The 6,062-nt window shown below is 35.5% G+C and carries 8 protein-coding genes; 7 read left to right on the forward strand and 1 reads right to left on the reverse strand.

What is annotated here, in order from left to right; all coding sequences use genetic code 11:
- The first annotated feature begins 158 nt into the window (after positions 1 to 158).
- The 7 genes from NI461_RS13615 to NI461_RS13645 all read left to right on the forward strand — a co-directional run bounded on the left by NI461_RS13615 (position 159) and on the right by NI461_RS13645 (position 4,774).
- Complete coding sequence (locus NI461_RS13615; protein WP_169031083.1) at positions 159 to 314, forward strand: hypothetical protein; 156 nt, start codon at positions 159 to 161, stop codon at positions 312 to 314.
- The gene (locus tag NI461_RS13620; RefSeq protein ID WP_253157704.1) at positions 314 to 1,243 is read left to right on the forward strand and encodes a MobA/MobL family protein; all 930 of its coding nucleotides are present in this window, start codon (positions 314 to 316) and stop codon (positions 1,241 to 1,243) included. Before NI461_RS13615 ends, NI461_RS13620 begins: the two co-directional genes overlap by 1 nt.
- Complete coding sequence (locus NI461_RS13625) at positions 1,240 to 1,740, forward strand: hypothetical protein (RefSeq protein WP_159373096.1); 501 nt, start codon at positions 1,240 to 1,242, stop codon at positions 1,738 to 1,740. Before NI461_RS13620 ends, NI461_RS13625 begins: the two co-directional genes overlap by 4 nt.
- Positions 1,741 to 1,821: 81 nt before the next feature.
- Positions 1,822 to 2,637 (forward strand): hypothetical protein, encoded by an 816-nt coding sequence (locus NI461_RS13630; protein ID WP_004282298.1) that lies wholly within the window; start codon positions 1,822 to 1,824, stop codon positions 2,635 to 2,637.
- An 819-nt stretch (positions 2,638 to 3,456) separates the two neighbouring features.
- Positions 3,457 to 3,735: a type II toxin-antitoxin system RelE/ParE family toxin gene (locus tag NI461_RS13635; protein WP_087704769.1), complete on the forward strand. Its 279-nt coding sequence runs from the start codon at positions 3,457 to 3,459 to the stop codon at positions 3,733 to 3,735.
- 10 nt (positions 3,736 to 3,745) lie between these two features.
- Complete coding sequence (locus NI461_RS13640; protein ID WP_253157707.1) at positions 3,746 to 4,042, forward strand: HigA family addiction module antitoxin; 297 nt, start codon at positions 3,746 to 3,748, stop codon at positions 4,040 to 4,042.
- A 9-nt stretch (positions 4,043 to 4,051) separates the two neighbouring features.
- Positions 4,052 to 4,774 carry a hypothetical protein gene (locus NI461_RS13645; RefSeq protein WP_100358231.1) on the forward strand — a complete coding sequence of 241 codons (723 nt, stop codon included), beginning with the start codon at positions 4,052 to 4,054 and terminating at the stop codon, positions 4,772 to 4,774.
- Positions 4,775 to 5,441: 667 nt separating this feature from the next.
- On the opposite strand, the gene NI461_RS13650 is transcribed toward NI461_RS13645, so the two are convergent.
- A complete protein-coding gene (locus NI461_RS13650; protein ID WP_253157711.1) occupies positions 5,442 to 5,849 on the reverse strand; it encodes a conjugal transfer protein TraD in 408 nt (135 codons plus the stop codon).
- Positions 5,850 to 6,062: the final 213 nt, after the last annotated feature.

Raw genomic sequence — 6,062 nt, forward strand, 5'->3', positions numbered from 1 at the left:
CTTCCATCAAAAATTTGATGGCGCGCTTAGACGTTTCTCAATTTCATTAAGAAACCTAAGCACGTTAGGGACTTCATCCCTAAAACCCTGAAACTTCTTTTTTTCGTTCAATTGAAAATTGAATGAAAAAAAGAAGTACCAACGCTAGGAGCGACAACATGCAACTAAAACAGGTATGGGGAAAGATCAAAGATATTATTTTTGGCGTGATCGCAGCACCGCTACTCATCCTCATTATGGTGCTTGCTTCGATATTCGATCAAAGAGCGTTTAAGAAGGAACGCAACCAAAAAAAGGAACAGGATAAAACCTAATGGCGATTGCTCGTTTAAGTGTCAAAGTTGGTAAGGCAGGCAAGGCAGCACCGCATGCCGAATATATAGATCGGGATGAAGAAAAAAAGAAAAAAGAGGAACAGGCTAAAACTGACCTTGAACATCGTGACTATGGAAACATGCCGAAATGGGCAGAACATAATCCGATTAACTTTTGGCAGGCAGCCGACCTGTACGAGCGCAAAAATGGCAGTACCTATCGAGAATATGAAATTGCCTTGCCTAGAGAGATGAATGCCGAGCAACGCCTAGAACTGGTTGAGGACTTCATTCAGTCTGAAATTGGCTCAAAATATCCGTATCAATTTGCGATTCATAACCCTAAAGCAATGGACGGCAAGGATCAGCCTCACGTTCACCTCATGTTTAATGAACGTTTACAAGATGGAATTGAACGAGATCCGGAGCAGTATTTCAAACGCTATAACAGCAAAAACCCTGAACGTGGCGGAGCTAAAAAAGACAATACCGGTAAGAGTTACCAGGAACGAAAAACCGATATTAAAGACCTACGCCAAAGATGGGAAGATTTATGCAACAGCCATTTAGAAAAGCACCAAATTGATAGCCGTATTGATATGCGAAGCTACAAAGAGCAAGGCATAGAGAAAGAACCCGAAAAGAAACTATTACCAAGCCAAGCTAAAGACCCTGAAATCAGGGAAGCCTTGCAACAGTCACGTACAGCCTATAAAGAGCTTGAGCGACTAGACTTAGGTGACCCTAAAAACGACCTGAAAGACCTCAAAAACAGCCCAATTTCAGACAAAGAAATTAAACAGGGCATTGAGAGCTTTAAGGCTGATTTTGACAGCTTTAAACAGCTTGCTTTGGAACAGTACAAACAACAGCAGAAATCAGAAAGAGAGCAACAGAAAACAATGAAGTTTAGAGGGATGAGCCGATGACACCTGATGAAAAAAAGCTATATGCCTTGATGGCAGTTGCCGAACAACAGCAGAATTTAGTTAATCAGGCTGTCAAAGAGCTTCAAATCACGAAAGAACACATTCAAAGAACTATTGCTGGGCAAACCCACCATACTGTATCAAAAGCGGTAAATGAGGGCTTACAGGACGGTACAGCAGAACTTATTAAGACCGCTAAAGCACTTGGACGCTTGAAAAACTCGATTGAATCAGCCAGTGATCAATTTTCATGGAAGTTAATCACCACTTTCTTAGGTGTTTTTTCAGTTTTCATACTGACTATGACATGGTTATTTGCATCTTATATTAAGCCTTTAGAGAATATTCCAAAGATCGAGAGTTTAAAGCAGCAAGGTATTCAGTTTGATATTCAAAGTTGTGCCGTTGGAGAAGAGTCCAAGCCTTGCGTCCGAGTGATGAAAGAGCAGTGTGGCTATGGGAAACATGGGGATTTATGCGTTATTGACCCCAAATAGCTGAATCTGAAAATGAAGGCTCTAAGAACTCATTTATAATTTTTATTATATTTAAAATTAGTGGAAGTTAAGGAAATTATTATGTTAAAGCAATCAAGTTTAGAAAGAACAGAGTTTAAGGAAGAAGAACTTGCGCCCATTAAAAAGCTTGATTTGAATGATTTGAAAGTTCCTATGCCTAAAAACCTTGATCAGTTACTGATTTGGACATCCGAACTTGCTCAATATAATTATGCTCAATTCCTTGACCAATCCGAACAGCTAAAACTTGTTGATGAAGACAACCTGGAAGAACAGGCGGAAATCAGTCAGAAGCTTAGGTTCTATAGAGGTAATGCGCTTATAGAAAACCAAATCAAAGATTTCTATTTGAAAAAGTTACTTGATCAAGGGGAGGCAACAGTCAAAGGTTATATTAAAAGTCCGACTAAGAAAAATACCCGATATGCTGTAATTTCTTATCATGACTATGATTTTGTAAGCTTTGCTACTCCAGAGATTCTTAATAAATTTCCAGCCGATCTCATCAATTTCGTGCAAAAGGAAACACCTAAGACATTAGCGGACATATATCCTGAAGAAGCCGTGTTCTTATCAGCTATCAAAAAATTTATAAAACCTTTTAAAGAACAGTATAAAAAATTGGCTGATAAGAACAGGGAAATTAAGGAGCACAATACAGTTGCTCATAAAATTTATATAAAAATTAAAAATAAGGAAGCAACTCTGCAAAAGCCAACAGAGTCAAAGCCTAAAGAATCTAGTCCAAAGACTACTGAAAATAGTGCTGTCCCAGTAGAGATGAAGCAGGGAACCATTCAGAAAAATATGGCTCCACAAGAAAAGCCACTTACTGTGATTAAGAAGCGAAAATTTGCTTTAAACAAGGATAAGTAACTTGTAATTTAAAATTATAAACAAAAACCCCTCTAAGTCTTGCAAGTTAGAGGGGTTTTCCAGTAAATTCAGCGGTACGCAGTTATTTGATGCTACAACATCAAGTAACGAAGATCATAAGGTTTGACGACCGTTATGATTTCACCAAAAGGCTTGTACCTGAACTCTATTTTCACAATAAACAGTGTTTATATCAAGCCTCAAAATGATAAGTCTTCGTTAATTCGTGTTTTAAATCGTCAAATAAGTATCCTAGATCGAGCTTTGCCCGCTTCTGCGTGTCCGTTTTACGGTCGGCATGCAGTACGTGTGGTAGGAATAAGTGTCACTGGCGTATTGTAGCTATAGTCGAAAGGCTAAACCGCTTACAGGGGAACTTCACATAGGCGGAGCGTTGGGAGTAGTTACATAGGACTTGTTAAGTTGTACGTTGGGGAAACCCTCGCAGAGATACAGGCAATGTAACGACAGGGAGCGCGTGGAGCGAAGTGCAAGACTTTGAGTCCTTGTCTGCATAGTCAGCAAAGCTATGTGCGGATACGACCGATATACGTGGCTCCGAAGCCAAATATATACAGGTAAATCGGCAATACTTAAGGGATAGGTCATTTTTTTAAATGACAGCCCTTAGGGTGAGTATTGCCGAAACTCTCTCAACCGTTCACCAAAGCCAAAGCACGAAGTGCGATGCTTTGGGGGCGAGTTGAGAGAGTAAGAGCGTTTGTTTTTAAGGCTTTTGATTTTATTTGAGTCTATATTTCTGTATAGTTTTACTGAACGGATTGCTGTATATTAAAACTATACAAAGGATAATTTTTTGTGATTGTAGATTTTAATCATAAGGGACTGGAACGATTTTTTAAAACCAGTTCTACAGCAGGTATTCAGTCTGTTCATTCAACCAAGTTAAAAAGACAATTAACTGCTTTGAATGAAGCGCAAAGCATTGATGAAATGAATTTTCCTGGATGGAAGCTTCATCCTTTGAAAGGTAAATTAAAAGATCATTGGTCAATCACTGTGAGTGCCAATTGGCGTCTGACTTTTATTTTTAAAGATGGTAATGCGTATATCGTAGACTATCAGGACTACCATTGAGGTGAATATGATGATGAATAATCCAGCTCATGCAGGTGAGTTAGTGTCAGAATGGTTAGATGGCTTAAAAGAAGAAGGACAAGCGATCACCATTACAGAACTTGCTGAACGTATTCAAGTGACACGTCCTTTACTTTCTCGAATTATTAACGGTAAAGCGCCAGTGACCGCAGATGTAGCTTTACGCTTGCATGATGCTTTGGGAATCAGTGCAGACCTGTTAATGCGTGTCCAATCTAAGTATTCACTTTGGATGGAATCACAAAAACAGCGTCCAAAGATTCAACCATTTTTTGTTAGTTGTTAAGGTTAAAAATTGAAAAATAACTTAGGGAAGTACATATTTTTTTATTTTTTATATTATCTAGTAATACTATTTATCTTTGGTTTTTTTGATTATTTTCTTTCATGTAATGGTGATAGCTTAAATTGTAAGTTTAGTTTGAGTCGTATAAATAAAATTCTTATCACCAGTATTGCTTTTGTTACACCTTTAATTGCTATATTCGCAATTTATTCATGGAAGAATCAAAAACAATATGAAAAATCAGATAACATATTGAAAATAATATTTTTATCAGAAAATAATTTACATTATTTATTTACACTACTTTGTCGTGGATTTAAAGAATATAAACAAAATGGTACCTATCTTTTTTTTGGCTCAAACCATTTAGATTTTAGTTTTTATTCAAAAATGAGTATTCAATTGAGTATTGAAATAGATATGTTAGATCATTTTTCTACGGATAAAGAGCTTAAAAAAAAATATGTTTCATATAGAGAAAGTTATAGAGATATTTATTTAGAATTAAATGAACCTTTTATGTATTACTTAGATAGTGTCAACGAAGTTAGAAAAAAATTAAATCCTGAAGCTTTTTGTAGTCTATATAATGAGGTCGATTTAGATAGTTGGAATCATTTTATTAGAACTTTTGATAGTGAAAAAATTGAAAGAGTAGAAAGGAAATTTATTTTGCATTGTTTAAAAAAAGATAGCTTAAAAGCAGAGTTAAATAACCTTAAACATAGTTAGATTATTTTTAATTTTCTCTAAAATTAACATAATGCAGATTATACGAAATGCTTTTTTTATTCCTTTAAAAATCAATTCCTTATATACTACTCAAAAGCCCATTTACCCTCGAATGGGCTTTTTTAATGATTTTTCATGTTCCACGCTCAATAAGTGAGCAATGTTCCACGGTTTTAAGTAGCTTAACTGCATAATCAATTATTATTTTTTTCAGTCTTTTTACGCTGATTTAATACCTTTTGAGCTAAATTTTTTCCTAATTTTACATTTCGTATAATTAGGATCAAGTGAAAGATTTTTAATGAAATCAATGCAAGCATGTTAATATATTATTAATAAATACTTGTTATTTAAAAAGTTTTTGTGTGAAATCGATAAATCATGCAGAATAGAACTTATCAAACTATTCAAAGGCATATTTATGATGGAATACGTGGTTGATATGATGCGCCAATTTATCGCCCCATTAAAAGATCTAATCTTCGTTTTGTCTCTGTGTAAGAGTATTTTTCTTTTTATATTAAAGAGATACAACGCACTGAAAAATGAAACAAGTGTGACACTTAAAAAAAAAAAAAGATAGACGATGTTAATATTCTCTTATGATCCAGTTCAAAAGGCTCATACGCATATACTTTGTAGCTTATGAGCCGTTATTACTTCAATTTTAATTTTTACGCTGATTCAGGGTTTCCTGTCCTAATTCTTTCCAGATTTGCCATTTCATATCGTTAGGATCAATTTCAGCGGTTTTAAGCAGGACGCCAAGTAGTTCAGCCGGATCTCTTTTATCTAAGTTAGCAATTTCAAATAATGCACCTAACTGGATAAGGTGGCGTGTTCGAGCTTTACGTTCAGCTTCCTTTTCAGCATTTAGTAATTTTCTGACAGCTATTTTTTGCTTATTAGCTCGATCAATAGCTTTTTCAGCTTTAATCAGAGCATTTAATTTTTTCTCTTGGTCAAGTGTTCGATATTGGATTTGAGCTAATTCCAAGAAAAGTTTTTGAGCATCGCTAGGATTCTTTAAAGCAGAAATGTAGGTAATTTTTTCAGATAGCCATTCATTAATCATATTCAATTCCTTAATTCAAATACCGCAAAAGCACAGGCTCAATTCTCAAAGAACGATAACAAAATAATTACGTCCGATGTCCGCAATTTTGTTAAAGTTCGTTCTAGAGAAATTCGCCTGTACTTCCATCAAAAATTTGATGGCGCGCTTAGACGTTTCTCAATTTCATTAAGAAACCTAAGCACGTTAGGGACTTCATCCCTAAAACCCTGA

This window comes from Acinetobacter sp. S4400-12, from assembly GCF_024129495.1.
GTDB lineage: Bacteria > Pseudomonadota > Gammaproteobacteria > Pseudomonadales > Moraxellaceae > Acinetobacter > Acinetobacter lwoffii_C.

Excerpts from the sequence above, each read along its gene's own strand:
- NI461_RS13630 (WP_004282298.1), top strand. The coding sequence starts at position 1,822 with ATGTTAAAGCAATCAAGTTTAGAAAGAACAGAGTTTAAGGAAGAAGAA.
- NI461_RS13650 (WP_253157711.1), bottom strand. The coding sequence starts at position 5,849 with ATGATTAATGAATGGCTATCTGAAAAAATTACCTACATTTCTGCTTTA.
- NI461_RS13620 (WP_253157704.1), top strand. The coding sequence starts at position 314 with ATGGCGATTGCTCGTTTAAGTGTCAAAGTTGGTAAGGCAGGCAAGGCA.
- NI461_RS13640 (WP_253157707.1), top strand. The coding sequence starts at position 3,746 with ATGATGAATAATCCAGCTCATGCAGGTGAGTTAGTGTCAGAATGGTTA.
- NI461_RS13625 (WP_159373096.1), top strand. The coding sequence starts at position 1,240 with ATGACACCTGATGAAAAAAAGCTATATGCCTTGATGGCAGTTGCCGAA.
- NI461_RS13615 (WP_169031083.1), top strand. The coding sequence starts at position 159 with ATGCAACTAAAACAGGTATGGGGAAAGATCAAAGATATTATTTTTGGC.